Source organism: uncultured Campylobacter sp. (assembly GCF_938045225.1).
Taxonomy (GTDB): Bacteria; Campylobacterota; Campylobacteria; order Campylobacterales; family Campylobacteraceae; genus Campylobacter_A.
The window spans coordinates 22,379-48,549 of record NZ_CALINL010000010.1 but is presented as its reverse complement, the minus strand read 5'-3'; the positions used below and the strand labels follow the sequence as shown (position 1 = coordinate 48,549).

Sequence of the window (26,171 nt, the reverse complement as noted above, 5' to 3'; positions counted from 1 at the left end):
TAAATTTGAAGGCTAAATTTAAAAGGAAAGCGTTGCGAGGGGAGAATTTAAACGAGCAAAAAAGTGCCGCAAAGCTCGCGCAAAAGCCGCAAACAAGGCTAGCGTTTTTAGCCGCGGCTGGCGTGCTTTTGGCGGTCGAAATTTATATCGCGATCTGCATAAAGGGCGGCTTCGTGCGCCACTACGCAGGCGATGTTTTGGCGGTTATCTTGCTTTACGTTTTGACGAGGGCTACATTTAGCGCGCCGCCTTCAAATTTACCGCTTAAAATTTTCGCGTTTGCGGCGGCTTTAGAGCTCGCGCAGTATCTGGGTGCCGTGCAAATTTTAGGCATAGAAAATAAAATTTTAAAAGTAATGATCGGCGGGACGTTTGATTTCGCCGACCTGCTCTGCTACGCCGCAGGCTGCATCCTGGCGGGTATCAGTGAAAAATTTGAAAGTAAAAACCGGCAAAGGAGAAGCGATGGATAAAGAAAAAGCCGTGCAAAAGATGACCGAGGTCATGGCGAAATTCGTCGGCTACACGGGCAAAGTGCTGCCCGACGACGTGACGGCGAAGCTAAGCGAGCTCGCCGAGCGCGAGACGCAGCCGCTGGCGAGAGAAATCTACAAAACGATGTTTGAAAACCAGCGCCTAGCTAAGCAGCTAGATCGTCCGTCCTGTCAGGATACGGGCGTGATCCAGTTTTTCGTGCGCTGCGGAGCGAACTTCCCGCTCATCGGCGAGATTGAGGAGCTGCTGCGAGAGGCCGTACTGCGAGCGACGCGCGAGGCTCCGCTGCGTCACAACAGCGTCGAGACCTTTGACGAGTACAACACCGGCAAAAACGTCGGCAAGGGCACGCCTAGCGTATTTTGGGAGATCGTACCGCAAAGCAGCGAGTGTGAGATAGACACATATATGGCAGGCGGCGGCTGTAGCCTACCTGGCAAGGCGACCGTGCTGATGCCTGGCTGGGCTATGAGGGCGTCGTTAAATTTGCTATGGATATAATGACAAGCTACGGCATAAACGCCTGTCCGCCGCTGCTAGTGGGCGTAGGCGTGGGCACCTCGATCGACGTGGCATCCTTGCTATCCAAAAAAGCGCTGATGAGGCCTCTTGGCTCGCATAATCCAAACGAGCGCGCCGCGCTAACCGAAAAGCTGCTCGAAGAGGGCATCAATAAAATCGGCCTAGGCCCGCAAGGCATGAGCGGCGCAAGCTCGGTCATGGGCGTGCATATACAAAACTGCGCCCGCCACCCAAGCGTCATCGCCGTCGCCGTAAACGTGGGCTGCTGGTCGCACCGCAAAGGGCACATCGTCTGGGACGCGGGGCTAAATTTTGCCGTAAAATCGCACAAGGAGTTCGCGCTATGAGTAAGAAAATTTTAACCACGCCGATCGCGCCCGAGGATCTAGCGGATATCAAAATCGGCGACGTGATCTATCTAACCGGGCACATCGTCACCTGTCGCGACGTGCCGCACAGACGCGTCGTGCAGGAGGGTCGCGAGCTGCCGCTAGACATCAGGGGCGGCGCGATCCTGCACGCGGGGCCGATCATCAGAAAAATGGACGGCGGCGGCAAAGAAAGCTTTGAGATGGTTTCGGTCGGGCCGACGACTAGCATGAGGATGGAGAAATTCGAGCGCGAATTTATCGCCAAAACGGGCGTGCGCCTCATTGTCGGCAAAGGCGGCATGGGCGAGGGCACGATGAGCGGCTGCAAGGAGTTTGGCGCGATACACTGCGTATTTCCCGCAGGCTGCGCGGTGGTCGCCGCGACGCAGGTCGAGGAGATCGAGAGTGCCGACTGGACGGAGCTTGGGATGCCAGAGACCTTGTGGAAGTGCCGCGTGAAGGAATTTGGCCCATTAATAGTCTCGATAGATGCGCACGGAAACAACCTTTTTGAGCAAAACAAGGTTAAATTTAACGAGAAAAAGGACGCGGCGCTGGCTGAAATTTTACCGCAGGTCGGGTTTATAAAGTAGTTAAATTTGAGCGACTTGCGCAAAACACGCATAAAAATTTGAATTAAATTTATAAGCTATAGCGAGTCTTTCTCCTACTTACCATAAATTTATAGGTACGCGGTTTTGCGTTTTATAAATTTACTGTAAAAAGCGAGCTTTGATGAGCTATTTTACATGCATTGCTTGCTAATCCGTCTTGGCTTAGAGGCGCAAGACGGATTATGCGTAGTATCGTTTAAGTCAGCACTAAAGCTAGCTTTTGGATATGGTTTGTTGGCGTATGTCTAGAAAAGTTTATGCCAAAACGGATTTTTTCGGTAAAATTTACTCAGCCGCAGTATAAAAGTATAAAAATTAAAAGGATAAAAATGAAAAATTTATTTTCTGCAACGTTCGCTATTTTGCTTGTTTTTACGGCAGCTAGCCGAGCTGAGGAATTTGATGCCAAACAAAAAGAGCTTTTTGCTAAGCAGTTCAACAAATATGCAAATCTCTGCCAACAAAAAGACGCCCTAGCCTGCGAACAAATTTTTTCGATGCATAAAGAAGGCGAAATAGAAAACGACGAAAAAATTATGCAAGAATCAATGGAAAATCTAGATAAATTATGCGCCGAAAAAAATTTAAACGCCTGCTTGATACTAGGCAACATCTACTCAATAAACAAAAAGTACAAAGACTTTGAAAAAGCGGCTAAAATTTTAAGCCCGATGTGCGAAAGCGGCAACCAAGACGCTTGCGCGCTTTACGGAGGCGCATTTAGAGAAAAAGGAGAGTCGAAGCGAGCCGTGGAGCTTTTTAATCAAGCATGCGATAAAGGCTCCGCTCGCGGATGCGATCTTCTTGGTCGTTACTACTTCAGGGAAGATATGAAGCAGGCGTATTTCTATATGAAACAAGCTTGCGAAATGAACGAGAAAATGTGCTATGGGTATGGACTCGTACTACGAGAAGCGGGCGAATACATTGACGCGTTTTATGCTTTCGAGAAATCCTGCTATAACCAAAAATATAATATTATCCCTTGCCTGATGGCGGATTCAACCTATCAACATAGCATAGTAGCAAATCTTATTGAAGCGCCAAGAAAATTATATATTAAGCTTTGCAAACAAGCGCCTTATATGAAAAACGACTTTTGCAAAAAGGCTAAAAATACTCCGCCTTCGCGTACTTTTTTACCGGTAACAGAGCCGTAATAGCCCTTTAAATAGCTGCGAGCAAAAAGACGCGCAAGCTTGCGAAATGGTATTTTTCCTAAACAAAAACGACAAAATGAAAAACAGAGAAAAAGATGCGCAAAATGCTGTAGAAAATCTAGGAAAACTATGTATAAACGGCGATTTTGACGCTTGTTTGATACAAGGCAGAATCCATACGAAAAGCAAAGACTACAAAAAGCCGCTGAAATTTTAAGCCCGATGTGCGAAGACGGAAACCAATATGCCTGCGCGCTTTACGGAAAAGTTTTAAAAGGAAATAACAAGCCGCGGCAGGCAATAAAACTTTACAAGTAGGCATGCAACAAAGGCTCTGCGCTCAGTTGCGAACTCTTGGGCGATTACTACGAAACACGATCGAAACAGGCGTATTTTTATGCGAACAAAGCCTGCGAAATAGACAAACAAAGGTGTCTTTTGTTAGGAGGTATCTTATATTTTGAAGACAAATTCGTACAATCGTTTAAAACTGCAGAAAAATCCTGCTATAGCCAAAAATACTACATTTCTTCTTGCCTTATGGCGGCTATGGCTTACGAAAACAAACTAAAGAATTTTATGAAAAAGCCAAAGAAACTATACTCTACTCTTTGTGAGCGAGCGCCGTATAAAAAAGAAGACTTTTGTGCCGAGGCTCGGTAGTCGCCACACATCATGCTACTTGCAGTAGCCTTTGCCGAGAAACAAATTTAATCCCGTCTTTTTAAATTTACTCTGCAATTTTATCTCAAATTTAACCGCCCGCAAGCGGTTAAATTTAAAAACTTATCGTCGTTAGACCCTCAAGTTTAACCGCCAAATTTGACTTCGGCTAAACGCTCAAATTTGCCTATTTTACTTCAGCTCGCCCCAATCCTTCGCCACGTTTAGGCTCGTTTTAAGCGGCACGTTTAGTTTATAAATTTCTTGCATTATCTTTTGCGCCGCTACGCCGAATTCCTGCGCATAACCGTCCTGCACCTCGAAGATTAGTTCGTCGTGTATCTGCAAAAGCATCCTAGCGCGCGGACTTAAAAGCGGGCGGATTTTTACCATCGCCATCTTGATGATATCCGCAGCCGAGCCTTGAAATATCGTATTTACCGCCTCGCGCTCATACATCGCCGTTTGCATCGGCGTCGCGGTAGTAAAGTCAAACAACCGCTTTCTTCCCAGCAGCGTGCGCACGAAGCCCTCGCTTTTCGCGGCGGTTTTTATCCCTTCTAAAAAGCCCTTTATCGTAGGGAAAGCTTTAAAATAGCGCTCGATATACTCCTTTGCCTCGGCGCGCGTGATGCTTACTTGATTTGCCAGCTTGCTCGAGCCCATGCCGTAGATGAGGCCGAAATTTATGCTCTTTGCCACCGCGCGGTTTTGCCCCTCAGCACTACCGAATATACTAATCGCCGTGCGCGCGTGAATGTCCTCGTCGTTCGCAAACGCCCGCAAAAGCGCCTCGTCGCAGCTAAAATGCGCGAGCAGTCGCAACTCGATCTGCGAGTAGTCGAGCCCCACGAAACTAAAGCCGCTTTTAGCCTCAAAGCAGCCTCGCACGTCTTTTGCCAGCGTACCGCGAGCGGGGATATTTTGCAGGTTCGGATTTTTAGATGAGAGCCTGCCGGTGCTAGTTCCCGTCTGGATAAAGTTCGTGTATATCCTGCTATCGGCGTCTTTTTTAGCCAAATTTAGCAGCGGCTCGCAGTATGTGCTTTGCAGCTTATATAGCTCGCGGTACTCGAGTAGCTTTTCGATGACGGGATGCTCCTCTATGAGCTCGGCCAGTACGGCCTCGTCGGTGCTATAGCCCGTTTTTGTCTTTTTCTTTACGGGTAGTTTTAGGTGTTCAAACAGTACCGAGCCCAGCTGCTTAACGGAGTTGATATTAAAATTTTCGCCCGTTAGCTCGTAAATTTCGCTCGTTAAAGCCTTGATTTTAGCGTCGTTTCGCAGGATCAAATTTTGCATTTTCTCCTGGTTTATCGCGATGCCCTCGCGCTCCATATCAAATAGCGTGAGGATAAAAGGAAACTCGTGCCTACCTGCAAGCGCGAGCAGCTCGGGATCGAGCAAATTTAAAAAGCTTTTGTAAAACTTCAGCGTTATCCAGGCATCCTCGGCGGCGTATTTGGCCGCGTTTTCCAGTGCCACGGACGCGAAGGTCTCGCCGCGCTTTACCACGTCTTCAAATTTGATCGTGTCGTAGTCGTAGAGCCGCTTAGCTAGCGCGTCCATACCCACGCTTGAGCCCGGATCCATGAGCCACGCTAGTATCATCGTATCTTTAAAATTTACAGGCGGCTCAAGCCCTAGATTTCGCTTTACGACCTTAAAATCGTACTTCAAATTTTGCCCGATCACGCAGCCTTTGTAAATTTGCCCTATCGCCCAGGCGGCAAATTTCTCGCTCACCTGCTTTGGTGCGCCCAGATACTCGTGCGCCACCGGCACGTAGTAGGCCTCCTCGTCGTTAAAGCAAAAGCTAAAGCCGACCAGACGGGCGTTTTGCGTATCGACGTCCGTGGTCTCGGTGTCAAAGGCCACGAGCGTGTCTGCGTCCATATTTGCCAGCAGTCGCTCGATCTCGCTCTCGTCCGTTAAGAGCCGAGCGTTAAAGCCGAGCTTAAATTCCGCGTTTTCGCCCGCGTTTTCGCTGTTTTGTAGCGCTTTTAAGAGGCGGTTTAGATCGTATTCGCGCAGAGTGTCGGCGACCTTTACGAGCGGATTTTGCTCGGGAAATTCCGCCCTTTTTAGATCGAGCACGTCAGGCACGTCGTCAAAGAGCGAGGTTAGGCGCTTGCTCAAAAACGCGCTCTCTCGCCCCTCTGCTAGCATGCCGCGGATACGTTCGTTTCGAACTAGCGGCAGGGTTTCGTAGATGCCTTCGAGGCTGCCAAATTCGTTTAGTAGCTTTTTAGCACCCACCGCGCCGATGCCTTTGACGCCTGGGATATTATCCGAGCTATCGCCCGCGATCGCGAGAAAATCTCGTATGCAGCTTGGCGGAACGCCGTATTTTTCTATGCAGCTCGCGCTATCGTGGTCGATCTTACTTTGCGGGCTATAGATGCTTACTTTGCCGTCCTCGATGAGCTGATAGAGATCCTTATCGTGCGTCACGATACGTACAAATATATCCCGCTGCTTGCACTCCTTTACGACGCTAGCGATGATGTCGTCGGCCTCGTAGCCTTCGCGGCTCACGGCGGCTAGGCCCATTTTTTCTATCATCTCGATACACACGGGTAGCTGCTCTTTTAGCGCGGCGGGCGGCTCGGAGCGGTTGGCTTTATACTCGCCCAGGATCTCGTGGCGCAGCGTTTTGCCCTTGCTATCTAGCGCGAAGATGATATAGTCGCTGGCAAACTCCTGGCGCAAATTCATGATAAAGCTAGCAAAGCCGCTCACCATGCCGCTTGGCTTGCCCTCGCGGTTTTTTAGTCCGCTCATCGCGTAGTAAAGTCTGAAAAAAAATCCGAAAGTGTCGATGATCGTTAGTGTTTTTTGGCTCATTTTCCGTCCTTTAAGAGAATGGAATATCTAGTTTTTTTAATATTTTCTTGAAATCATCTACACAGTTCTCGTTATTTTTTAGCTCCAAAAATTCAACCCCTAGCGACTTTAGTTGATTTTTATTTTGTTCGCTAAGCGTATCGGCAACAAAAATTTTAGACTCTCTTGCGATAACGGCATCCGCTGATTCGGGATTTCCTTTGCCCATAAGTTTTACTTCAACCCTAAATTCCTTATCCTTTTTTGAGTTATATAGCTTAAAATCCACTTCTCTGTCAAAATCCATTTTATTATTCTTTTTAAAAACTTCAGAATTTATAAAATCTTTCGGCACCTTGCACAGCTCACAAAGCTTGATCATTAATGGTTTTTCTACTCTTTTGCCAATGCTACTCCATGCACTACCTCGCAATGCTATCTTTTTGGTCGCTAAAGCATTTATAACCAATAAGCTTTCATTAAGGTTTAGCTCTATTGAAATACTATTGTATGAAATTTTTATAATAATACCTATGCTATCATTGTTGTCTTCTAACATATCTAGCAAAGACTTCAAATAGTCGATATTTTCACTAGCAACATTAAGCATAATTTCTCTGGTTGCACTTCCATAGATATTACTTATAGTTTTTTTGTTTATTCCAGCAAATATAATGGCTTCATCAGCACTAAAATTATTTTCTTGGATAAAATATTTTTTATACCAATCAATATTAATGCCTATATTATGCATTTTCGCGTCTAAAATTCTTTTAAAAAAAACTAAGGCAAAGTCCAAAAAGCTACTATTGATAAAATTTACAACTTCTTGTCGATAATCCTCTCCTCTTATTAGTTTTTCAACCGTATTGTTAACTACTAAATCATCAAATGTCATAAAAACCGCCTTTCTTTATATTTTCTACGTAATTACGATTTTGCTCACATAGCAATGGAATTCTGTTCATCCTTTTTGCAACTCTACCGAAAGTTCCGCTTCCGGCAAAAGGATCGCACACTGTATCGCCTTCAAATGAATAATACTTTAACACCTTTTCACATAATTCTTCAGGAAAAACCGCAGGATGTTTTTTGTCTGATTTGGGCGATATATACCAACAGTTTGTGCTATCTATATTATTATCGTTTTTATACCCTTTGTCATACATAGCAATATTTTTATCTAATAGAAAAGGGGCTTTTTTTCGATATACCATTATGCTTTCTGTAATGCAATTTGGTTTATAACTCAAGGGTCTTCTTGTTTGAATATAACCTGCTATTCTATTTGGAACGCTGTATTCCGGCTTTATCCAAATAATCTCATCTATAAAATAAAAACCTGCTCTAATCAATATAGAATGAAAGTCGAAATGTATAGGATATCTAATCGATTCAAATTCTCTGCCGACTCTTTTTGTTATTACGGGCGAAACATTAATCAAAATAAATCTGCCGTCCTCTAAGATTCTATGACACTGCTCTAAGGTGTCATACATAAATTCTAGATATTCTTTATAGTTTTTATAGTCTGAATACTCTCTTGCATTATAATATGGAGGCGATGTAAATATTAGATTGATTTGATTATCTTTGATTTTTTTTAGAGTTTGTCTATTGTCTCCGACTAATATCGTAGGCCTTGTGATTTGTCTATTAAAGTTTAATTTTAAATTACCCCTTTGTTTTTTTTCGTAAAATTCCACCATTTTATACATAACTTCGTTTTTATAAAAGTCTAAAATTTTATCTTTTAGGTTTTTAAAATCCATATCCGATTTAGACCTATAAAGAACCGTCCGAAACATTTGATAAACGACTTCCATATAGTGATTATTAAATACCTCTTGAGATATAAAATCATATATTTTCTTGCTATTAGTTTGTCTTCCTATGGAAGATACTATTTCACGCTTTAAATCAATTCCCAAATCTTGATGGAATAGATAAATTAGATGTTCTAAATTTGCATCCGATTTTTCTAAACCAAGATTTTTAATATATAAAATAGTCGGACAATTAAAAATGTCCGTTTCCTGACCAGAACTCATATCTTTAACCATACCTGTCTTTAAATCAATAAATTTTTAAAAACATTATATCTTTGATCACCAAATTTTTATGTTAAATTTATAAGGTCGCTAGTAATTTTATGTGACAAAATATCATGCCGACTATTTTACTTTAAAGCCTAAGCCTCTATCGTCACGGGTCTATCAAACGCCGTTATACTCGGTAGTTCTCCTTTAAATTTCTCGACCTGCACCATGCTCGTGTGCGCGGTGTTGCTTTGCGAGAGCTGTGAGCTCGGTACGTCCTTGGTTAGCACGTTTATGTTGCCGTGCTTGCAAAGACTTTTCTCGCCCCAGACGGCAGGATCGTACCACGCGCCTTCGCTTACGATCACGACGTTATCTTGCGCCGTGTCGCTCACCAGCGCGCCGCAGAGGATCTCGCCTCGGTCGTTGTATATCCTCACCACGTCGCCCGTTTTTATGCCGCGCGCTTTTGCCGTGGCGGGGCTGATGAGCGCGGGTTCGCGGTTTGCTATCTCGGCGTAGTTGCGGATGAGCGAGCTGTTTAGTTGCGAGTGGAGTCTAAATTTAGAGTGCGCGCCGCTGATGGCGATAGGGTACTTGCTCACGTCGCCGCCCAGCCACTCAAATGGCTCCATCCACGTCACGTGCGGCGGGCAGTCCGCGTAACCTAGCTTTTCGACAGCTTCGGAGTAGAGCTCGATCTTGCCCGACGGGGTTTTTAGCGCGTTTTTCTCTGGATCGGCGCGGAAGTCCGCGTAGTTTGTAAAGTAGCGCTTTTTCTCGTCGATCTTATCAAATTTAACATATCCTTTTTGCCAAAACTCCTCAAATTTAGGCATCGCTATGCCCATGCCCTCGGCTTGCTTTGCGGCGTTTTCGTAGATTTGCTGCACCCACTCAAGCTCCGTTTTGCCCTCGCTAAAGGCCTGCTCGTACTCCTCGCCCCACTGCGCGCAGATGAGCCGCGCGATCTCAAAGTCGCTTTTGCTTTCCCCAGCAGGCTTAACTAGCGGTTTAATCGCAAAAAGGTATTCGCTAGTCGAGTTTGCAAACTCGATATCCGTGCGCTCGCACTCAAGAGCTGCCGGTAGCACGATGTCGCTGAGTCTCGCCGTACTCGTCCAAAAGGGCTCGGTGGTGATGATCGCTTCGATCTTTTTCATCGCTTCGACCGCGCGGTTGGTATCGGGATGGCGGGTGAAGGTCGAGCCGTTGGCGTTAAACATCACTCTAATGTGCGGCATAACGTACTTTTTGCCGTTGCGCTCGATCTCTTTGCCCGGCTCCATGATCGCGTCTATGAGCCTGCTGTTTGGTATCTCGTGGTATTTGGCTTTGGCTAGCTTGCCTTGCGGGGCGATGTATTTTTCATTTACCGCCGGGTTAAAGGCCTGAAGCTTAGGTGCAACAAAGCTGATATCGGCGTTTTTATGCATCTGATCGTTCATCACGTAGCCGCGCCCCGTCTTGCCGATGTCGCCTAGCATCGCAGCTAGAGTTATCAGCGCCCAGTACGCCATCTCGCCGTGGTGCTGACGCTGTATCGCGTAGCCCGTGACGATGAGCGTGTCTTTTTTAGCTAGCGTACCCGCTAGGTTTTTTAATTCCTTTTCGCTCACGCCGCAAATTTTGCTCGCCCACGCAAGATCCTTTTTCACGCCGTCTTTCGCGCCTGTGAAATACTCCTTAAATTTATCAAACCCGACCGTGTAGCGCTCTATAAATTCCTTGTCGTAAAGTCCGTTTTCGTAGAGATAATCGCAAAGTCCGATCAGCATCGCCGTATCGGTGCAAGGGCGCACGGCAAGATAATCTGCGCCGAAATACTCCGCCGTTTCGTTGCGGTAAACGTCTATGCTGTAAATTTTCATCTCGCCTTTTTTAAATTTATCTTTCATAATCTCGTAGTAGGCGTAGGAGTTGTGCATCGGAACGCCGATAGCGATCTTGTTTGAGACGACGGGATTCGTGCCCCAAAACACGATCGTTTTGGCCTCCTTTACCACGCCTTCCCAGCGCGTAGGAGCGTGCGTCGGATCGATAGAGCCCGTCACGTGAGGCAAAAACGCCGTCGCCGCGCCGTATGAGTAGCCGCCAAGCTCGCTCACGTAGCCTCCTAGCGCGTTTAGCATGCGCTTTGCGGTGCGCTGCGAGTGGCCGACCTTACCGAGGCTGCCCCACTGATAAAGCTGTCCGTAAATGGCCTCAGAGCCGTATTTATCGAAGTTTTCTTTTAAAATTTTAGCGCTTAGCTTTATCGCCTCGTCCCAGCTAACGCGTACGAATGGCTCTTTACCGCGAAGCTCGGGTTTTGGATCTGCGGGACTAGCCAGGAAGCTTTTGCGCACGTAGGGGTATTTCACGCGCGTTTCGTTTTGGATGTGATCGCTTAGAGCGTTGTTTAGCACCGTTGGCATCGCGTCGCCCTCAAACGGCTCAGTACCAACGACCCTGCCGCCGATGGTTTGGACGTAAAACGCGCCGAATTTATTCGCGCAAAGCCCCATCTGCTCGTCAAATATCGCCTGCGCCGCCGCGTCAAATTGTTTTGCCTGCGCCGATGCCGCCGCCAGCGCGCCTAGTTTTAGAAAGTCTCGTCTTTTCATGATTCTGCCTTAAATTTAAATTTGATTGGTTGACTCGGTTTAAATTTAGCGGAATTTACGTGGTTGAGTTTTGCATGGTTTGCCTTTTATCGTATTACGCGACCTCGCGTCTTGGTAGCGATTTTACTAAATTTGGGCTTAATTATCGTTTTAAAGGCGATTTTAAAAATAGCGTAAATTTAGGCCAAATTTGATAATATCTCATCAAAATTTAAAGGAAGCAAATGTCAAATTTGAAAGCCGAATTTGAGCTAAAGCCTAGCGCCGATTATAAAGCGATGACGCGCGAGGTGGGCAAGATAGTCTATAAGGGCGATAAATTTATGCGAAACATACGTATATGCGACTTTACGGCGTCGGCTCTTGGCATGTTTTTTATCACGCTTTTGTGCGTCAAATTTTACTTCAGGGAGCTTAGCGACTTGCTTAGGGATTACGGTTTTAGCGGCGTGGAAAATCTAGCCTACCTATCGTGGATGGCCGCGTTTTTTACTCTGCTTTACGCTACTGGGCTGCGGCCTTGGCTGCTTACTCGCGCGCTGATAAATAAAGCAAACTACGGCGAATTCGGACCAAAAAGCGTGATCTTAGAGGATGAGTTTTTCGTGCAAAAGAGCAAATTTGGCGAGGGCAGATACAGGTACGCCGTCATCAGCGACGCTCGATATGTGGGCGAGTTTGTCGTCATTATCATCGCAAACTCCATGTTCTATGCCGTGCCGCGCGAGGCCTTCGCAGACGGCGGGGCGGAGTTTTTAAGCGAGATAAAAAAGCGCGCGAGACTAGACGCGCAAAATCAAATTTAGGATTTAAAATGAGCGAATTTGACGAGCTGAGTTTACACGAGCCGTTTTTAAAAGGGCTGCGAAATCTAGTAAGCGGCAACCAAGCTAAGCCTGAGGATTTGGTAGAAATTTCGCACGAAATTTTTGATTTTGAAGCGACGGCGACCGTGACGTGGGAGTTTTACGGCAAGCGCGAAGAGAGCAAAATCGCTGGCGGCGCAAAGGAGCAGATACATTTCGGCGACGATACGCGCGGCTACGAAAATCACGCCAGAGAGTGCTTGTTGCAGGCCAGAGATAGCGCGGATCTGCGTGAAATTTTACTCACCGAACTACGCCAAGACGCAAAAGAGGCCGTCGCAAAATCAGGCGGCGCGGTTAGGTATTACGATTTTAAGCCATTTAGCATGAGCGAGCGCTGCGGCGAGTGCGGAGGCGACGGGCAGACACGCTGCGGCGAGTGCGGCGGACGCGGTAAAAAAACCTGCTCTAGCTGCGGCGGACGCGGACGACAAAGCTGCTCCACGTGCGGAGGCAGCGGCGGCGTAAATCGCCCTCACACGCAATATAACTCAGACGGTAGCACCTACGTGACGTATCGCTACGAGAGCTGTTCATCATGCGGCGGCAGCGGCTCAAATACCTGCTACGGCTGCTCGGGATCTGGCACGGTTAGGTGCGGCGGATGCGGGGGATCAGGCTATGTGCAGTGCGCCCAGTGTAGCGGACACGGATACTTTACCACGGTAGCAAACATCGGCGCCTACGCGAAACCCAGCGTAAATTTACGCATAAAATCGCGTGCTTATGCAGACGAGCTTTTGGACTTTTTATGCGCTCGCACCTGCAAATTTATCTCGCAAACGATACCGTTTTATCAAGACGAAGAGAGCGGCGACGAGAGCTCGCACCTGTTTTCTTACGTGGGTTCTAGCGCGATAACGAGGCTAAATTTTATCCTGCTAGGCAAGGAGTACGAGGCGGTGGGCTTTGGCAACCCGCCCTACGCATTTATCAGGCCGCCGTTTTTCGACGATCTTTTCGCAGACGAGATATCTATGCTAGAAAAGATTGACGCCGACGGCAAGATAACTAGGCGCGAGGCGTTTAAATTTTTCACGCGCTACTGCTCGCAGCCCGCCCTAGACTCCGCGCTAAAGCGTATCGCTAAAACGGACGGCGCACAAACCGAGGCCGCAAACGCCGTGATAGAGGCCTGCGAAGGCTACGTATCAAGAGGCGCGGCGAGCAAATTGGGCGAAACGATGAAAAAGTGCCTAAATAAAATCTCCCCCGTTTACTCGCCTGCGGTTTGGTTTGGGCTGGGCTCGCTATTTTGGCTGCTTGCGCTAGTTTTTACGGCGGGATTTTTAGGCGAAAATTTAGCCGAGCGCTACATTATGGCGCCTATTTATACGATTGTATTTTTAGCCCTTTGCGCGGGCGTTGCTTGGTGCGTCTTGGCGCCTCTTAGCGCGCTGGTTACGCTGATTCGCCGTAGTGCCGTGCCTAAAGAGTACCGCCAAAGCATGCGAAACAAAGAGGCTTTTTCGCTGTTTTTTAAAATTTTAGCGGGCTTTGGAGTAGTCGGCGCGATCTACGGCGCGATATCTGGCTTTGGTTACGCGCCGACTCTTATGCAGCTTGACGAGCGTTTTGAGGCGTCGCGTAGCCTGGAGGCCAAATTTCGCGAGATGACGGCTAAATTTGAGGGCTCTAGCGACCAAGAGCGCGAAGCAAACTCCACCGCCGCCGCTAAAACCGCGCCGCAGATGACGCAAAAAGAGAAAATTTTATACGTGCAAAAGGCTATCGGCGTCAAGGCCGACGGCATCATGGGCGCACGCACGCTAAAAAAGGCGCAGGAGTTTTTGGACGCAAATTTGACGAACGCGGATGAAATTTACGAAGCCGTAAAAGTAAAAGAAGCAAGCCGCGCAAAATGATTGATTATATCTCATTTTAGGAGGATGAAATGCCGAAAATCAACTGGGACGGAAGGTCTGCGGGCAACGGCACTTGGGTATACGAGAGCAACGAGCTAAAGCCCAAATACGGCGCAAACTCAAGCAACACCTGGGTGATACAGGGCAACGTCGTCAAGCCTGATTTTGGTTCAAACTCTAGCAACACCTACGACATAAACAAAGCTCCCATCGCCGTTATAATAGGGCAAGTCTGCCTAAAGCTGTGGTAGCGGGGCAGGATACGAGCCGTTTGTTTTAAAACTTACGATTTTGGCGCGAGGCGCGGTAAATTTGACTAGGCTTAAATTTAGCGCTCAATTTTAGCGGCCGCCACAAACTAAATTTTAAAACAGATCTGCGTTTTTGTCACTATTCCAGACATACTCCATCGTCCGAGCGATACGCTGCGCCTCGTCCCGACCGTGCATATCCGCGATAAAACCCAAAGCTGCGTCGATACCAGCACTCACGCCCGAGCTAGTGTAAAATTTCCCGCTAACGCACCACCTAGCCCCGCGTATCCAGCGCACGCCAGGAGCCTCCGAGGTCGCCCACTGCCACGATAGCTTGTTACTCGTGGCCTCCATGCCGTCCAAAAGTCCTGTTTTAGCTAGCAAAACCGAGCCCGTACACGCCGTGATCACGTGATCGTGTCTGCCCGCTAGATCGCCCAAAATAGCGATAAACTCGCTCTCATGCGCAAGCTCCCTAACCGCAAAACCGCCCGGCACGAGCAAAATATCAAATTTAGCTATCTCATCTAGCTTTCGCGTCCAAATTTTAGCGTTAGTACTGCCGCCGACGAGTTCGCCAGTAGCCGAAAAATACTCTATCTCGTAGCACTTTCGCCCGTCATCCAGCGCCCTAGATAGCGCCTCCGCTGGCCCCAGCGCGTCCATAGTAGTAAATCCCTCAAAAAGCAAAACGTTCACCGCCTTCATCGTCGCCCCTTTGCTGATTTTAATTTCAAATTTAGCCCAAATTTGATTACGAGCGGCTAAAATTTAATGAGACTTTTCGCATTTACGAGGTAAAATTACAAAATCATTTTAAATCAAATTCTTAAGGAAAGACGATGCTAAGCGACAGAGAAATAGAAGCGAGCGCAAAGCCGCAAAATATCGTAAAAATCGGCGCAAAACTGGGGCTAGGCGAAGAGGCGCTAGACACCTTCGGCAAGCTAAAAGCCAAGATCGAGCCGCGACTAGGTAACGCGACGGGCGCAAACCTCATCCTAGTTACCGCGACCAATCCGACGCCCTACGGCGAGGGTAAAACGACCGTGACCGTGGGGCTATCTGACGGCTTAGCGCGTATCGGCAAACACGTGTGCGCCGCGCTTAGAGAGCCGAGCCTGGGGCCGGTTTTTGGCATAAAGGGCGGAGCGACGGGCGGCGGATACTCGCAGGTGACGCCGAGCGAGGATATCAACCTGCACTTTAACGGCGACTTTCACGCTATCACCTCGGCAAATAATCTCATCGCGGCGATGCTAGATAATCACATCCACCACGGCAACGCGCTAAATATCAACCCTGCACGCGTCGTTTTCAAACGCTGCATGGATATGAACGACCGCTCGCTAAGAGAGATCGAAATCGGCCTTGAAAAGAGCAATAAATTTACTCGCAAGGACGGCTTCGTAATCACGGCTGCTAGCGAAATAATGGCGATCCTGTGCCTAGCGACCGACCTAAAAAATCTAAAAGAGCGCGTCGAAAACATCGTCGTCGCCTACGATAAAGAGGGCGGCCTCGTGCGCGCAAAATCCCTAAACTGCGCCGATGCCGTCTGCGTCCTGCTAAAAGAGGCGATAAAACCAAACCTCGTGCAGACGCTTGAGGGCACGCCGGTGCTCATCCACGGCGGACCGTTTGCAAATATCGCGCACGGCTGCAATAGCGTGATCGCGACCAAAACCGCGCTAAATTTAGCGGGCTACGTCGTGACCGAGGCGGGGTTTGGCGCAGAGCTTGGAGCGCAAAAGTTCCTCGATATCAAGTGCCGCACCGCAGGACTTGCGCCAAAATGCGTCGTGCTAGTAAGCACTATCCGCTCGCTAAAATATAACGGCGGTTGCGACAAAGACAGCATCTCGCAGCCAAATTTAGACGCGCTAAAACTAGGCAGCGAAAACCTAAAAGCCCACATAGAAAATCTAAAAAATTTCAATCAAAACGTCATCGTCGCACTAAATAAATTCGCAACCGATACGGACGAGGAGATCGCCCACGTACGCGCTCTTTGCGAGGAGTCGGGGGCCGAGTTTAGCGTGTGCGAGGGCTTTTTAAAAGGAAGCGTGGGCACAGAGGATCTAGCTAAAAAAGTCGCGCAAATCTGCGAAAAACCGGCTCGTGAGATAAACTTCACATATGAGCCCGCCGACCCCGTAAAAACCAAGATCGAAAAGATTGCGACTAAAATTTACGGCGCGAAAGAAGTAGTCTTTAGCCCGCGCGCGCAGGCTGATCTAGCCGAGATTTCGCGCCTAGGCTTTGACGCCTTTCCAGTTTGCGTCGCAAAAACGCAGTATAGCTTTAGCTCGGACGCCAAACTACTCGGCCGACCGAAGGGCTTTAGCTTCGAGGTTAGCGCGCTTGAGATCCGCGGCGGAGCGGGCTTTATCGTGGCGGTCAGCGGATCAACTATGCTGATGCCGGGACTACCAAAAGTGCCTGCTGCCGAGCAAATGAAAGCGGAGTAAATTTAACTCGCCGATTTGTCAAATTTGATTGCGAATTTTGCGGCTCGGCGGAGTTTGATTTCTGAAAAACAAAGGCGAATTTGACGGGGATTTTACGTCAGGTTCGCCTTTTTAAATTTGACCATTTCGTCCTTTAAATTTGCCGTCAAATTTAAAACGATAAATTTAACAAACGCCCGCGCTAGCTCGTAAATTTTATATTTTGTCGCAGCGCTATTCATGCGAGATTTTTATCTTACCGTCCATACGTCGCCGAAACGCAAAATCAAATTTAATCGCTCAAAGCAACGTATCGGTCTAGTACCAAATTTGCGATATTTTACGGCGTTTTAAATATCTAAATTTGACGCTCAAAATTTGCCGCAAATCTTGGCAAAATCAGCGTAATGTATTTTGGCGTTTTAATCAAATTTGCGTAAGCAAGCCAAAATTTACGCACGAAACGGCACTAAATTTTCACCTTTTCCCACAACTCTATCCCGCCCTCGACCTCTTTAAAGATACTCGCGATTTCTATATTTTTTACGCTTAAATTTCGCTCATAAGCCTTGACGTCGCGCGATTTTAGCTTCTCTTGCAAAAATGCAAATTCGTACTCTATCTGCCCGCGAGAGACGGCTATTTTGGCTAAATTTCGCTCGTTAAATTCACCCACTTTTGCCGCGTCAAATTTATAGCCGCGAGCACAGGCCTGCGCATAAACCTCCGCCAGATACGCATTTATCGCTTCACACGCATTTTCATGCGCATAAAAGCGGTCAAGCTGCGGGTGATTTTTATAGCCTCTAGTTAGCCCAGCTAGCACGTTTTTAGCTAGCAGCGCCTCGCGCCAAAGTGCGACTAGCCCCTTTGCATCGAGATATTTAAAGCTTATCGTCCAAAGCCTCATTGTTGCCTTTCGTTAAATTTACCGCAGTTTTTGTTAGCCAAATTTAGCGCGGTTAAGCCCGCAAATCGTCAAATTTATACCGCAAATTTGCCTACCGCAAATCTCATAACGTCGCTTATTTTTTCTTCGCCTTTTTTGCCGCGTTTTTCATATTTTTCAGCTCCTCAGCCAAAAATTTACCCGTATAACTGCCCGTTTTTGCGTGATTTTTAGCGACCTCTTTTACGCTACCCTCGGCGATGATTTTACCGCCCTTTGCGCCGCCCTCAGGCCCCATATCGACGATGTAGTCGCAGTTTTTGATGACGTCTAGGTTATGCTCGATTACAAAGACCGAGTTGCCAAGATCGACCAGGTGGTGCAGCACGCGCACGAGCCTATCGACGTCGGCAAAATGCAGCCCCGTGGTCGGCTCGTCGAGGATATAGAGCGTATTTCCCGTGTCCGAGCGGCTGAGCTCCTTTGCGAGCTTTACGCGCTGCGCCTCGCCGCCGCTTAGCGTCACGGCGTTTTGCCCCAGCGTGATGTAGCCTAGTCCCACGTCTTGCAGCGTCGTTAGTTTGCTAGCGATTTTGGGCACGGATTTAAAAAACTCCACCGCCTCGTCGATGCTCATATTTAGCACGTCGGCGATGCTTTTGCCTTTGTAGAGGATTTCTAGCGTCTGCGCGTTGTAGCGGGTGCCGCCGCACGAGTCGCAGACGACGTTTACGTCTGGCAAAAAGTGCATCTCGATCGTGATCTCGCCCTCGCCTTGGCACTTTTCGCAGCGTCCGCCCTTGACGTTAAAGCTAAACCTGCCGATCTTGTAACCTCGCAGTTTGGCTTCTTTAGTCTGCGCAAAAAGCCCTCTGATCTCGTCCATCACGCCCGTGTAGGTGGCTGGATTACTGCGCGGAGTGCGTCCGATCGGGCTTTGATCGAGGTAGATCACTTTGTCTAGATTTTCTAGTCCGCTCAAATTTACTCCCGCGACCTTTTTTACTTTTTTAGCTCGGTTTAGCTGTTCCTGGGCTTCAGGCAGCAGGGTTTGCAACACGAGCGAGCTTTTGCCCGAGCCCGAAACTCCCGTGATACCGACTAAATTTCGTAGCGGAAAGCGCGCGCTTAAATTTGATATGTTGTTGATATTTACGTTTGAGATTTCAAGCCACGTGTCGATTTTTCGGTCTTTTCGGTAGTCGATTTCCTTTTCGCCGTTTATGTAAAGCGCGGTTTGCGTACTTGAGCCAAGCAGGCTTTTCACGTCGCCGGCAAAGACTATCTGCCCGCCAAATTTCCCCGCTCCAGGCCCGATATCCACGATGTAGTCGGCCTCCTCGATCGTCTTTTTATCGTGCTCGACGACGATAACCGAGTTGCCTTTGGCTTGCAAATTTCGCAGGGTTTTTATGAGCTTTAGCGTATCTCGCTCGTGCAGACCGATGCTAGGCTCATCTAGCACGTACATCACGCCGCTAAGGCCCGATCCGATCTGGCTTGCTATGCGAATCCTTTGCGCTTCGCCGCCGCTGATCGTGCGCGCGTCGCGTCCGAGCGATAGGTAGCCAAGCCCCACGTCGTAGAGGAAAAACAGCCTCTCGTTTATCTCCTTAAATATCGGCTTTGCGATCGTTTTATCGTATTCGCTAAGGTAGCTGAAATTTGACTCGTCCGAGAAAAACGCGGTGCAATTTTCGATACTCATATCTAAAATTTCGCCGATACCGCGCCCTGCGACCTTGACGGCTAGGCTTTGAGGCTTTAGCCTGTGTCCGCCGCAGTCGTCGCAGACCTTTTCGCTCATGTATTCGTCAAAGTCCTTGTAGTCCTTTAGCAGTCCGTGCGTGATCTTTAGCGCGCCCTCAAATTTGCGCAGTAGCTTGTTTTTCTTCCAGAAAAACTCGACCTCTTTTACGTTGCCGTAGAGTACGAGGCGCTTCTCGTCCTCGCTAAGCTCGCAGTACGGGCGCTTGACGTCGATACCGTTTTGCTCGCAAAAAGCTAGCAAAAATTTATAATAATAACTCATGTTGTAGCCGTAAAGAAGCTTTATCGCACCGCCTTCGATGCTTTTTTCTTCGTCGATCACTTTGGTGAGATCCAGGCTATATCTGATGCCAAGACCATCACACCTCTCGCACGCGCCTTTTGGAGAGTTAAAGCTAAAGCTAAGCGGCTCGAGCGGCGTAAATGAAATTTTACAATCAAAGCACGCCGAGTGCTCGCTGTAGTGGATGAAACTCTCTTTTAGACCGAGTTCCTGCGCATTTGCGATCTCGATCTCGACCTCGCCGTAGCTTTCACCCAGCGCTTTTTCTACGTCTTGGGCTAGGCGCTGCGCATTATCCGCGTCTATCACGATGCGGTCTACTATGAGCTTTATCGTGTGTTTTTTGGTTTTGGCTAGCTCGATCTCCTCGTCTAATCTCACCTGCACGCCGTCTATCTGGGCTCGCACGTAGCCTTTGCCGCGTAAATTTTCGATCAGATCCGCCCATGTGCCCTTTTTCTCGCGCACGAGCGGAGCGTAGATGACGACTTTGGCGCCCTCGGGGAGCTTTTGGATCTCGTTTATGATATCGCTAGCCGACATTTTAGAGATCGGTTTGCCGCATTTGTGGCAGTGCTGGATGCCGATGCGAGCGTATAGAAGGCGCAGATAGTCGTAAATTTCCGTTATCGTACCCACGGTCGAGCGCGGGTTTTTGGACGTAGTTTTTTGATCTATCGCGATGGCTGGCGTGAGGCCTTCGATCTTATCTACGTCGGGCTTGCCTACGCGGTCTAGAAACTGCCTAGCGTAGCTGCTAAGGCTCTCCATATATCTGCGCTGTCCCTCGGCATAAAGCGTGTCAAACGCTAGCGTGCTCTTGCCGCTGCCGCTAAGTCCGGTGAAAACTACGAGCTTGTTTTTTGGGATTTCTAAATTTAAATTTTTCAGGTTGTGCTCGCGCGCGCCCGTGATTTTTATGGTGTCGTTTGCGTTCATTTTCGCTTCCGTGATTTTAAATTTTTAACCCGTAATTATACCCAAAATCGCTTTAACTAAAATCGTTGTTACTTTTATCAACACTTTAGTAAAAAATCAATTTTAAAGCAAAAGAATTTTTTAAGCTATAAGCTTTTTGGATGTATTATAAATTATCCCAAGCATAGGAGTTATCATGGCAAATCCAAACATTCCTATAGACAGAAGAACAAACCGTGTCGAGCTCATCGGGCTGGTGCTAGGCGTTTTGCTAGCGATTTGGGTTTATAAAATCTTCCCCGCAAACGCAGGAGACATCGCTCTAGCTGCGGCCAAGGGCAAAAAGCTGCATGTAGGAGCTATGCCCGTCGTTGCCGCAGTAGCCGCACTGATGGCGGCGTGGTGGATGACCGAGGCCAATCGCCCTGCCCGCAACCGCCCTGGTGCCGATGGTTGCCTTCCCGGTGCTTGGCGTCGATGCGTTTAAGGTAGTCGCCGCGCCGTATGCTTCGGACACTATCTATCTTTTTATGGGCGGCTTTGTGCTAGCCCTTGCTATGCAAAGGTGGAATCTGCACACTAGAATCGCCCTTGGCATCGTGCTTTTAGTTGGCACGAGCCCGAGACGGCTGGTGGCTGGATTTATGGTGGCGACAGGGTTTTTATCCATGTGGGTGAGCAATACCGCAACTGCCATAATGATGCTACCTGTGGGTCTTAGCGTACTGCATTTGGTCGGACGCCTAACGACACAGAAATGGACGTTTACGGCGATCGAGGACGTGGCAAATTTGGACGAAATTTCACGCAAAGGCGTGCAAGGCGGCTTTATGAATACGGTATTCCACAAAGGCCGCGACATCGCAAAGGAGATAAAAGAAAAAACGAGCACCTTTAGCTCAAATTTGGCACCTCGCTGATGCTAGGCATCGCCTACGCCGCTTCTATCGGCTCGGTTGGCACCATCATCGGCACTCCGCCAAACGCCCTTCTAGTCGCATACATGAAAAACGAATTTGGCATCGAGATCGGTTTTTTTGAGTGGATGCTAGTGGGCGTGCCGCTTAGCGTCGTTATGCTTGCAGCGTGCTGGTTTTTGCTCACCTACGTACTCTTTAAATCAGAAATCGGCGAGATACCAAACGGCAAAAAAGTGATCCAAGACGAGCTAGATAAACTAGGCCCCATAACCACGCCCGAAAAGCTTGTCGGAGTCATATTTGTAGCGGCGGCTGCGTGCTGGATATCGCTAGGTTTTATCCTAAAGTCCTTTGACGTAAAAATCGCCAGCTTAGACGCGATAATCGCAATGAGTGCGGCGATTTTGCTATTTATCGTACCCGCAAACAAAAGCGGCGAGCGTCTCATCGACTGGGATAGCGCTAAAAAGCTACCTTGGGATATCCTCATACTCTTTGGCGGAGGACTGTCGCTATCGGCGCAGTTTAGCAGCAGCGGACTGTCACTTTGGATCGGACATCAGGTCTCAGCACTCGGCGCGCTGCCTATCGCGGCGATCATCATGGCCGTCGTAACGCTCGTTATTTTCCTCACCGAGATCACGTCAAACACCGCCACCGCAGCGGCCTTTTTGCCCGTTATCGCAGGTGTTAGCGCGGGGCTTGGCTATACCGGCGCAAACGTGATGCTATTTACGATCCCGGTCGCTATGGCAGCTACGTTTGCATTTATGCTGCCCGTCGCCACGCCGCCAAACGCCATCGCATACGGCTCTGGTTACGTAAAAATCAGCTCGATGATAAAGGCTGGAATCTGGCTAAATATCATCGGCATTTTTCTTATCACGGCAACTGTCGTCTTTATCGCTTCGGCTGTTTTCGGGCTTAAATTTTAATCAAATTCGGGCTGTTGTGACCGCCCGAATTTACCCTTATTTAATAGGCGTTGCTGTATCATCGTAAAAAATATTTTAACCTAAGGCCTTAAAATGAACGACATCCAAAAATCCTAAGACGAGCTTCCATATATCTCGGCCGCTTTCCCCGAAACTTCGCCTGCGCGACTTGAGGCTTTGGCTTCGTTTTTATCGCTAACTCCGCCACCGTCCAAAACGGCTAGAGTGCTTGAAATCGGCTGCAGCTACGGCGGAAATTTATTTCCTTTTGCCATCGCAAATCCGCGAGCAAAGGTGCTAGGCATAGATCTAAGTGAAGTGCAGATAAATAAAGCCAAAGAGCTAGCCGCACAAATGCGCGTGGATAATATCGAATTTAAAGCAAAAGATATCTGCGATTTTACGGATGCGGATGTGAGAGATTACGGCAAATTTGACTACATCATCTGCCACGGCGTTTATAGTTGGGTGCCGGGCATCGTAAAGGACGCGATCCTAAAAACCATCAAGCGATTTTTGAGTCCTAACGGCGTCGCTTACGTGAGCTACAACGTCTACCCGGGCTGGAAGATCAAGGATACGATCAGAGATTTTTTAATGTTTGGCACCAAGGACATAAAGGGAGAAACCGCAAAGGTAGCTAAGGCTAGAGAGCTTTTAAAGGTGCTGGGAGAATACGCCAAATTTTGCCAAAAAGACGGCAATGCGAGTCAAATTTTTGTAAATTTCGAAAGTCTAAAATTTCATATTGATTATATTCTAACGATGAACGACTCATACATAGCTCACGAGTATTTGGAAGCTTTTAATAATCCGATTTATTTTAAAGATTTTGCAAATAGTCTAGAGAAAAATGACCTAGCATATCTTGCCGAAGTCGGACTCGAGGATGTTTTTCAGTCAAATTTGGGGCTGGAAGAGTTTGACTCGTATATAGACGCAAATTTTAGCTCGCGTATCGAAAAAGAGCAGATGCTTGATTTTTTAACCAATAATATTTTCAGACGCAGTATGATAGTGCACAAAGAGCTCGTTCCAAACGATTTTAGCGTAAATATCGGCGTGGACGAACTTTGCAAGCTGCATATATCGGCAGACTTTAGCAAAACGAAAAACGGCTACCTAAACATCAAAAATATCGCGATGAAGCCTGAGTACGACTGGCTTTATCAAGTCTTTAACGACGTTTATCCGGCAAGCGTAAATTTTGCCGACGTCGCAGCGCTTTTAAAAGACGACGAAAATGCGGTAAAATCGGCGTATTTTGGCTTTATGGAGATTTTAGCCGCAGACTGCGCTAAGCTAACGACCTACGAGCGACCAAAAGTCGTTTACGAAGTAGGTAAAAGCCGCCTAAAAGAGCGGGTACGCGGATATTTTGAGTATTTTAGTGCCGCAGATGAACCGGTGATCAAAATCGCTGACGAACTAAACGTACCGGCAAATTTTTCTCAGTTTGATGCCTTTATCGCTCTTAAATTTAACGGCGAAAACTCGCCCGAAAATATCGTAAAGCAAACGGCAAAATTCGCACAAGATCGTAAACTGGAGTTTGCCCTCAAAAACGGCGAAGCAATAAAAACCGTCAGCAAAAACGAATACCAAAAAGCAGCCGAAAACTACGTAAAAGACCTTGAGTTAAAGCTAATCGACGGCGGATTTTTAGAAAATTTCTGATTTTACTTGAAGACGGGCGGGGTAAATTTGCCCCGCTCCCTTATTTCTCGCAAATTTAATCGTATTGTTTTAAATCCATAAACTCAAATTTAAGCAAAAAGCTTATTTATCATTATAATTAGCGTCGTGGAGATAAGCGCAAGCAGGCATCTTTTTTGGACGGTGCGGTCGATCTTTTGCGCTAAAGCTACGCCAAATCTCACGCTTATAAGCGAGCCGATACCGACCAAAACGCCCACTTCGTACTGCACGAGTCCTTGCGAGGCGAGGCTAATAAAACCAGAAATCGACGAAAATATCACGAAAAATAGTCCAGTGCTGACAGCCTTTTTTATATCGTAATTAAGAAAATTTATCAAGACAGGCATTATGATGACCGAACCGCCGATACCCACGCTGATAGCCACCGCGCCGACGAAAAGCCCGACGAAAAAAAGCGGAACGAGAGAGGGATTTTGCGCGCCTTTTGGCTCAGGATTTTTAAAAAACAGCTTAATAACGTTAAAAGTTTGAATGCAGATAAGCGTAAGCAGCAAAAATTTCGACGGAACGCTCGCTACGATAAAGCCGCTCGCGCTCGCCCCGCAAAAGCCGCCGATGCCGAGCACCAGGGCGGGCTTTAGATCGACGGTCTTGTTTTTGAGATTTAAAAGCGAGCCGTAAACCGAGCTAAATACCATCTGAAGGACGCTTACGCCGATTGCGTATTTGACGTCAAAGCCCAAAAATACGAGTATCGGCACGGCTGCCGCGCCGCCACCGATGCCCAAAAATCCAGACAAAAAGCCGACAAATAGCCCCAAACATACGTATCCGATCGACGCAACCGATAAAATTTCCATAATCTCGCCTTAAAGTAAAATCCGATTTTAGCCGTTTTTGGGTAAAATTAATTTTAAAATTTAAAAAAGGGAAGTTATTGAAAAGATTGTTTTTGATGATTTTTGCGGGGTTAAATTTGGCCTTTGCCGGCGTCACGGCAGGTCAAAGCGAGCTAGAGCTAGAAGCCGCTACTAAGCGCGCCGCAGGCAAAAATCCCCAGCGCAGGCGCGACATCTAGAATTTTGTTTTTAAAATTTACGAACGAACCAAATATCAAACTAAAGATCATCTGAATGATACTAACGCCGATAACATATTTGATATCGTAGCCAAAAAACATCGCCGTAGGCACTACGACGATGCCGACGCCGATACCGAAAAATCCACTGATAAAACCTACGGCCACACCGATAAGAATGTATCGTAAACTCAAAAAAGAGATCATTTCTTGCATTTTATTTCCTTGCCATGACTTTAACATTTACTGTTTTAATTTATAATTATCGTTTTTTAAAGGATAAAATATGAAGAAATCTATAGTTACATTCGCGGCTGCTACCGCACTGGCTGGCGCACTAAACGCGTCCCACCTGACCACCGCACAAAGCGATCTTAGCGTGGACGAAGCGGTAAAAAAATTTGAAAAAGTCGTAGCGTCTCGCAATATAACGGTATTTGACGTGATTGAACACTCAAAACTAGCGGATAAAGTGGGGCTTAAGATGGCCGATACAACGGTGGTGATAGTAGGCTCGCCAAAAGTCGGCACGCTTTTGATGCAGTGTGAGCCCAAGATTGCGCTTGAGATGCCGCTTAAATTTTTGTTTTACAAAGATGGCGACAAAACCGTGATCGCGTACGAGGACGTAAAAGATATCGCTACTAGATACGGTGCGCAGGAGTGCGAAGCGGTGAGCAAACTAAGCGCAGCGCAAGCAAATCTACTAAACGATATGACAAAGTAAATCTTTTCTAGCTATCTTGATAGTCTGTTTTCGCAAGGCGCGTATCGTGAACAATGCGCAAAAAATTTTAGCTGATTTATTGATGACAAAATTATCTAAAAATCGCATGTGAATAGTCTCGACTGCTACCAACAAACGCTCTAGTTTGGTTACAAGACCCGAATGCGCCCCTATTTTCGGCCCACTACGGCTACGTAGCGGGCCCTATAGTCCCGAGCCGATCTGCCAAGATCAAAGAAGGAAAATCTGCGTTACGTCCAC

20 protein-coding genes and 2 pseudogenes are annotated in these 26,171 nt (G+C 47.6%); 12 read left to right on the top strand and 10 right to left on the bottom strand.

What is annotated here, in order from left to right; all coding sequences use genetic code 11:
• Positions 1 to 32 precede the first annotated feature (32 nt).
• From Q0200_RS00740 to Q0200_RS00715, 5 genes and pseudogenes are all read left to right on the top strand, one after another.
• Positions 33 to 473 (top strand): DUF2809 domain-containing protein, encoded by a 441-nt coding sequence (locus Q0200_RS00740; protein ID WP_297936643.1) that lies wholly within the window; start codon positions 33 to 35, stop codon positions 471 to 473.
• Positions 466 to 1,364: pseudogene (gene ttdA, locus Q0200_RS11875) on the top strand (L(+)-tartrate dehydratase subunit alpha). The gene Q0200_RS00740 and the pseudogene ttdA overlap by 8 nt, the downstream one beginning before the upstream one ends.
• Positions 1,361 to 1,981 (top strand): L(+)-tartrate dehydratase subunit beta, encoded by a 621-nt coding sequence (gene ttdB, locus Q0200_RS00725; protein ID WP_297936637.1) that lies wholly within the window; start codon positions 1,361 to 1,363, stop codon positions 1,979 to 1,981. The pseudogene ttdA and the gene ttdB overlap by 4 nt, the downstream one beginning before the upstream one ends.
• Positions 1,982 to 2,331: 350 nt before the next feature.
• On the top strand, positions 2,332 to 3,162 hold the full coding sequence (locus Q0200_RS00720) for a hypothetical protein (RefSeq protein ID WP_297936635.1): 831 nt from the start codon (positions 2,332 to 2,334) through the stop codon (positions 3,160 to 3,162).
• A gap of 46 nt (positions 3,163 to 3,208) precedes the next feature.
• Entirely contained in the window at positions 3,209 to 3,379 is a 171-nt protein-coding gene (locus Q0200_RS00715; protein WP_297936633.1) for a hypothetical protein, read from the top strand.
• A 638-nt stretch (positions 3,380 to 4,017) separates the two neighbouring features.
• Here the strand turns inward: Q0200_RS00715 and polA are convergent.
• From polA to Q0200_RS00695, 4 genes are all read right to left on the bottom strand, one after another.
• The gene (gene polA / locus Q0200_RS00710) at positions 4,018 to 6,672 is read right to left on the bottom strand and encodes a DNA polymerase I (RefSeq protein ID WP_297936631.1); all 2,655 of its coding nucleotides are present in this window, start codon (positions 6,670 to 6,672) and stop codon (positions 4,018 to 4,020) included.
• Positions 6,673 to 6,682: 10 nt separating this feature from the next.
• Positions 6,683 to 7,549 carry a CfrBI family restriction endonuclease gene (locus tag Q0200_RS00705; protein WP_297936629.1) on the bottom strand — a complete coding sequence of 289 codons (867 nt, stop codon included), beginning with the start codon at positions 7,547 to 7,549 and terminating at the stop codon, positions 6,683 to 6,685.
• Positions 7,539 to 8,714 carry a site-specific DNA-methyltransferase gene (locus Q0200_RS00700; protein WP_297936627.1) on the bottom strand — a complete coding sequence of 392 codons (1,176 nt, stop codon included), beginning with the start codon at positions 8,712 to 8,714 and terminating at the stop codon, positions 7,539 to 7,541. Before Q0200_RS00700 ends, Q0200_RS00705 begins: the two co-directional genes overlap by 11 nt.
• Positions 8,715 to 8,842: 128 nt before the next feature.
• On the bottom strand, positions 8,843 to 11,296 hold the full coding sequence (locus Q0200_RS00695; RefSeq protein WP_297936625.1) for a molybdopterin-dependent oxidoreductase: 2,454 nt from the start codon (positions 11,294 to 11,296) through the stop codon (positions 8,843 to 8,845).
• A gap of 224 nt (positions 11,297 to 11,520) precedes the next feature.
• Here Q0200_RS00695 and Q0200_RS00690 point away from each other — a divergent pair, with 224 nt between their 5' ends.
• From Q0200_RS00690 to Q0200_RS00680, 3 genes are read left to right on the top strand one after another with little or no spacing between them, the layout of a single operon-like run.
• Positions 11,521 to 12,102 (top strand): YcxB family protein, encoded by a 582-nt coding sequence (locus Q0200_RS00690; RefSeq protein ID WP_297936623.1) that lies wholly within the window; start codon positions 11,521 to 11,523, stop codon positions 12,100 to 12,102.
• An 8-nt stretch (positions 12,103 to 12,110) separates the two neighbouring features.
• The gene (locus Q0200_RS00685) at positions 12,111 to 14,027 is read left to right on the top strand and encodes a hypothetical protein (RefSeq protein WP_297936620.1); all 1,917 of its coding nucleotides are present in this window, start codon (positions 12,111 to 12,113) and stop codon (positions 14,025 to 14,027) included.
• 29 nt (positions 14,028 to 14,056) lie between these two features.
• Positions 14,057 to 14,278 carry a hypothetical protein gene (locus Q0200_RS00680; RefSeq protein WP_297936618.1) on the top strand — a complete coding sequence of 74 codons (222 nt, stop codon included), beginning with the start codon at positions 14,057 to 14,059 and terminating at the stop codon, positions 14,276 to 14,278.
• Positions 14,279 to 14,392: 114 nt separating this feature from the next.
• On the opposite strand, the gene Q0200_RS00675 is transcribed toward Q0200_RS00680, so the two are convergent.
• The gene (locus tag Q0200_RS00675) at positions 14,393 to 14,989 is read right to left on the bottom strand and encodes a DJ-1/PfpI family protein (protein WP_297936616.1); all 597 of its coding nucleotides are present in this window, start codon (positions 14,987 to 14,989) and stop codon (positions 14,393 to 14,395) included.
• Positions 14,990 to 15,123: 134 nt separating this feature from the next.
• Between Q0200_RS00675 and Q0200_RS00670 the strand changes: the two genes are divergently transcribed.
• Complete coding sequence (locus Q0200_RS00670; protein WP_297936614.1) at positions 15,124 to 16,752, top strand: formate--tetrahydrofolate ligase; 1,629 nt, start codon at positions 15,124 to 15,126, stop codon at positions 16,750 to 16,752.
• 92 nt (positions 16,753 to 16,844) lie between these two features.
• Here the strand turns inward: Q0200_RS00670 and Q0200_RS00665 are convergent, their stop codons facing one another.
• The 3 genes from Q0200_RS00665 to uvrA form a co-directional block, all read right to left on the bottom strand.
• A complete protein-coding gene (locus tag Q0200_RS00665) occupies positions 16,845 to 16,973 on the bottom strand; it encodes a hypothetical protein (RefSeq protein WP_297936612.1) in 129 nt (42 codons plus the stop codon).
• Positions 16,974 to 17,200: 227 nt separating this feature from the next.
• The gene (locus Q0200_RS00660; protein ID WP_297936610.1) at positions 17,201 to 17,641 is read right to left on the bottom strand and encodes a pyrimidine dimer DNA glycosylase/endonuclease V; all 441 of its coding nucleotides are present in this window, start codon (positions 17,639 to 17,641) and stop codon (positions 17,201 to 17,203) included.
• 115 nt (positions 17,642 to 17,756) lie between these two features.
• Positions 17,757 to 20,612 (bottom strand): excinuclease ABC subunit UvrA, encoded by a 2,856-nt coding sequence (gene uvrA, locus Q0200_RS00655; RefSeq protein WP_297936608.1) that lies wholly within the window; start codon positions 20,610 to 20,612, stop codon positions 17,757 to 17,759.
• 175 nt (positions 20,613 to 20,787) lie between these two features.
• Here uvrA and Q0200_RS00650 point away from each other — a divergent pair.
• Both Q0200_RS00650 and Q0200_RS00645 read left to right on the top strand, forming a co-directional pair.
• Positions 20,788 to 22,446: pseudogene (locus Q0200_RS00650) on the top strand (DASS family sodium-coupled anion symporter).
• 177 nt (positions 22,447 to 22,623) lie between these two features.
• Positions 22,624 to 24,123, top strand: a complete 1,500-nt coding sequence (locus Q0200_RS00645) for a class I SAM-dependent methyltransferase (RefSeq protein WP_297936606.1) — start codon at positions 22,624 to 22,626, stop codon at positions 24,121 to 24,123.
• Between the two features lie 89 nt (positions 24,124 to 24,212).
• Here the strand turns inward: Q0200_RS00645 and Q0200_RS00640 are convergent, their stop codons facing one another.
• Both Q0200_RS00640 and Q0200_RS00635 read right to left on the bottom strand, forming a co-directional pair.
• Entirely contained in the window at positions 24,213 to 24,965 is a 753-nt protein-coding gene (locus Q0200_RS00640; RefSeq protein ID WP_297936604.1) for a sulfite exporter TauE/SafE family protein, read from the bottom strand.
• Between the two features lie 158 nt (positions 24,966 to 25,123).
• Positions 25,124 to 25,399, bottom strand: coding sequence for a TSUP family transporter (locus Q0200_RS00635; protein WP_297936602.1), 276 nt, complete (start codon positions 25,397 to 25,399; stop codon positions 25,124 to 25,126).
• Between the two features lie 70 nt (positions 25,400 to 25,469).
• Here Q0200_RS00635 and Q0200_RS00630 point away from each other — a divergent pair, with 70 nt between their 5' ends.
• The gene (locus Q0200_RS00630; RefSeq protein ID WP_297936599.1) at positions 25,470 to 25,910 is read left to right on the top strand and encodes a DUF302 domain-containing protein; all 441 of its coding nucleotides are present in this window, start codon (positions 25,470 to 25,472) and stop codon (positions 25,908 to 25,910) included.
• Positions 25,911 to 26,171: the final 261 nt, after the last annotated feature.

Bases quoted from the DNA above. Each gene is read 5' to 3' on its own strand.
- Q0200_RS00720 (WP_297936635.1), top strand. From the start codon at position 2,332: ATGAAAAATTTATTTTCTGCAACGTTCGCTATTTTGCTTGTTTTTACG.
- Q0200_RS00700 (WP_297936627.1), bottom strand. From the start codon at position 8,714: ATGGTTAAAGATATGAGTTCTGGTCAGGAAACGGACATTTTTAATTGT.
- Q0200_RS00640 (WP_297936604.1), bottom strand. From the start codon at position 24,965: ATGGAAATTTTATCGGTTGCGTCGATCGGATACGTATGTTTGGGGCTA.
- Q0200_RS00675 (WP_297936616.1), bottom strand. From the start codon at position 14,989: ATGAAGGCGGTGAACGTTTTGCTTTTTGAGGGATTTACTACTATGGAC.
- polA (WP_297936631.1), bottom strand. From the start codon at position 6,672: ATGAGCCAAAAAACACTAACGATCATCGACACTTTCGGATTTTTTTTC.
- Q0200_RS00665 (WP_297936612.1), bottom strand. From the start codon at position 16,973: ATGAATAGCGCTGCGACAAAATATAAAATTTACGAGCTAGCGCGGGCG.
- Q0200_RS00680 (WP_297936618.1), top strand. From the start codon at position 14,057: ATGCCGAAAATCAACTGGGACGGAAGGTCTGCGGGCAACGGCACTTGG.
- Q0200_RS00715 (WP_297936633.1), top strand. From the start codon at position 3,209: ATGGTATTTTTCCTAAACAAAAACGACAAAATGAAAAACAGAGAAAAA.
- uvrA (WP_297936608.1), bottom strand. From the start codon at position 20,612: ATGAACGCAAACGACACCATAAAAATCACGGGCGCGCGCGAGCACAAC.
- Q0200_RS00635 (WP_297936602.1), bottom strand. From the start codon at position 25,399: ATGCAAGAAATGATCTCTTTTTTGAGTTTACGATACATTCTTATCGGT.
- ttdB (WP_297936637.1), top strand. From the start codon at position 1,361: ATGAGTAAGAAAATTTTAACCACGCCGATCGCGCCCGAGGATCTAGCG.
- Q0200_RS00695 (WP_297936625.1), bottom strand. From the start codon at position 11,296: ATGAAAAGACGAGACTTTCTAAAACTAGGCGCGCTGGCGGCGGCATCG.
- Q0200_RS00685 (WP_297936620.1), top strand. From the start codon at position 12,111: ATGAGCGAATTTGACGAGCTGAGTTTACACGAGCCGTTTTTAAAAGGG.
- Q0200_RS00690 (WP_297936623.1), top strand. From the start codon at position 11,521: ATGTCAAATTTGAAAGCCGAATTTGAGCTAAAGCCTAGCGCCGATTAT.
- Q0200_RS00630 (WP_297936599.1), top strand. From the start codon at position 25,470: ATGAAGAAATCTATAGTTACATTCGCGGCTGCTACCGCACTGGCTGGC.
- Q0200_RS00660 (WP_297936610.1), bottom strand. From the start codon at position 17,641: ATGAGGCTTTGGACGATAAGCTTTAAATATCTCGATGCAAAGGGGCTA.
- Q0200_RS00670 (WP_297936614.1), top strand. From the start codon at position 15,124: ATGCTAAGCGACAGAGAAATAGAAGCGAGCGCAAAGCCGCAAAATATC.
- Q0200_RS00705 (WP_297936629.1), bottom strand. From the start codon at position 7,549: ATGACATTTGATGATTTAGTAGTTAACAATACGGTTGAAAAACTAATA.